Genomic DNA, 2,151 nt, shown 5'->3' on the forward strand with positions numbered 1-2,151 from the left:
TTTCTTTATTCTTTATGCAGAATGGAATAACACAAAAAGATATAACGGAAACGAGGGTTATTAAGGAAAAATTATTGGAAGAGCTTTTGAATTACTCCATAAGGGGAGGAAAACTATGCTTAAAGTAATAGATGTTAAAAAGACTTACAGTAAGGGTGAAAACGAAATTGAAATTCTTCATGGAATAACCGTAGAAGTACCAAGAGGGGAGTTTGTCTCTATCATGGGTCCATCAGGTTCTGGAAAATCTACATTACTAAGTATTATAGGGTGTTTGAACAAACCAACTTCTGGCTTTGTTGAAATAGATGGAATTAATATAGCAGAATTGAATGAAAGAGAAGTGGCAAGAATTAGAAATCAAAAGCTTGGTTTTGTATTTCAAAGATTTCATTTGCTTACGGATCGTACTGCAATCGAGAATGTAGAACTTCCAATGCAGTATAACCCAGATATATCAGCAAAAGAAAGCACTAAAAGAGCAAAGGATATGTTACAGTGTGTTGAATTGGGCCATCGCTTAAACCATACTCCAAATTGTATGTCTGGAGGAGAATGTCAGAGAATTGCCATTGCTAGAGCATTGGTAAATGAACCCAGTATTGTTCTAGCTGACGAACCGACAGGAAACTTGGATAGTAAAACTGGACTTGAAATAATTAATTTGTTAAGAAAATTACAAGATGAAAGAAAGATTACAATAGTGATGGTAACACATGATTCTAAGATTGCTAAAATGACAGATCGTATAATACGTGTAAAAGATGGAAGGTTATCGGATGAAATATAAATGATCCATTGAAGAGGAGAGAATAAAATGGGGGAACAAGTTTTATTAATAAATTTACCGTTTTCCTTTAATAAAGAACATGTTTTTCATGAGGTAAAAGATTACGAGGAGCATTTAGGAATTGAGTCTCTTGCCTCTGTGTTAAGAAGAAATGGGTTTACAGTTAAGTTAATAGATGCACATAGAAATAAAATGAGGAAGACAGAGATATTAAAGGAAATTATTTCGGATAATAATTATCAGATGGTTGGATTTTCGGTTTTTAGTTTTTCGTATTATATACTACAGGATTTGTGCAAGGAAATAAAAAAAATGAACAAGGAGATTCACTTGACTGTGGGGGGACACTTTAGTAATGGTGCGTATAGAGAACTATTGCAGAGTATACCTGAATTAGATAGTGTCAACCGAGGTGAAGGTGAGGAAACTCTTTTGGAATTGGTAAGATGTGTGCTGGATAAGAAAGAATGGAGACATATCAAAGGAATTTGTTATAAAGAGAAGTTACAAATTATTGTAAATCCTAACAGAGAATTAATTGCAGACCTTGATGCATTACCATTTCCTGATCGTGATTTTTTAGATGAAAAAATGCAACAAGGAAAGAAAATACGAACAATTAACGTTTATAGTAGTAGAGGATGTTATGGTACTTGTAATTTTTGTAGCATAAAAGCGTTTTATCAATCAGAAGGACCTGTATGGAGGTGCCGTTCAGCAGTCAATGTGGTGGATGAACTGGAGATATTACAAAATAAGTATAATCCACAACTTTTTATGTTTGTCGACGATAATTTTATGGGATTTGGTATTAGAGGAAGACAAAGAGCATTTGATATTGCCAATGAAATAATTCGTAGAAATTTGAAAATCCGGTTTATGATTAGTTGCCGGGTTAATGATGTAGAGCCTAAACTTTTTGAATACTTAATTCGAGCAGGTTTGACTGAGGTTTTTCTTGGTGTTGAAAATTTTTGTGATGACGAATTGAAATTCTTTAACAAAGGTACTAGTTGTACGCAAAATTGCAAAACTATTACATATCTACAATCAAAGAACATATGCGTATCTCCTGGATTTATTATGTTTACACCGTATACTACAATTCCAAATGTATTAAAAAATATAGAATATTTACAACAACATAATCTGCTCGATAGTGCTGTAAAGTTCAATTTTCTAGGGCGTGTATTAGGGAGTAGTTTTGATAAACTAGATACTGTTGGATTGTTTACACAAGATTATGATGTATTAACGTATTCGTTGAATTATCGCAGGTCATTTAATTTCTTTGATAATAATGTAGAGGAACTAACTACTTATATGGAATGTGATCATTGGGTAGGAAAGAGCATGTGTAT

General features: G+C 33.0%; 2 protein-coding genes. Both read left to right on the forward strand.

Going from position 1 to position 2,151, the window contains the following annotated elements; genetic code table 11:
- Nucleotides 1-115 precede the first annotated feature (115 nt).
- Nucleotides 116-790 (forward strand): ABC transporter ATP-binding protein, encoded by a 675-nt coding sequence (locus tag ACW2QF_RS19730; RefSeq protein ID WP_455717724.1) that lies wholly within the window; start codon nt 116-118, stop codon nt 788-790.
- Nucleotides 791-817: 27 nt separating this feature from the next.
- A partial coding sequence (locus ACW2QF_RS19735; protein WP_455717725.1) for a B12-binding domain-containing radical SAM protein occupies nt 818-2,151 on the forward strand: 1,334 nt, incomplete at its 3' end.

Source organism: Anaerosporobacter sp. (assembly GCF_965301125.1).